This window comes from Bremerella sp. JC817 (assembly GCF_040718835.1).
Classification (GTDB): Bacteria; Planctomycetota; Planctomycetia; order Pirellulales; family Pirellulaceae; genus Bremerella.
Genome location: NZ_JBFEFG010000078.1, coordinates 1 through 322 on the forward strand (window position 1 = coordinate 1; position 322 = coordinate 322).

General features: G+C 69.3%; 1 protein-coding gene. It reads left to right on the plus strand.

Annotation, left to right across the window (positions count from 1 at the left end):
• A partial coding sequence (locus tag AB1L30_RS00360; protein WP_367011371.1) for a hypothetical protein occupies positions 1-322 on the plus strand: 322 nt, incomplete at both ends.

The following is a 322-nucleotide window of genomic DNA, read 5'->3' on the forward strand; positions in this document are numbered from 1 at the left end:
TATGGGGCGTTCAAGGATGCGTTCCGTCATCGGGTGGTGTTGGTCTATGGGACGGTCGGCTCGGAGGAGGAGAACGCCTGGGCACTGGCCCGGGCCCGGTACGATGCCGAGACGTTCGGCTATCGCGGGAACGGGTCGATCGACGTGATCCCGGACACGGCCTTCGACCCGGCCGCCGATCCGGATCGGAACGTCGTGCTCTACGGCCATGCTGACTCGAATGCCGCCTGGTCGGGCCTGCTCGGGGATGGCCCGGTCGCCGTCGAGCGGGGGCGGTTGCGGGTCGGTGCGGTCGATCGTGAGCGGGACGACCTGGCCTGCC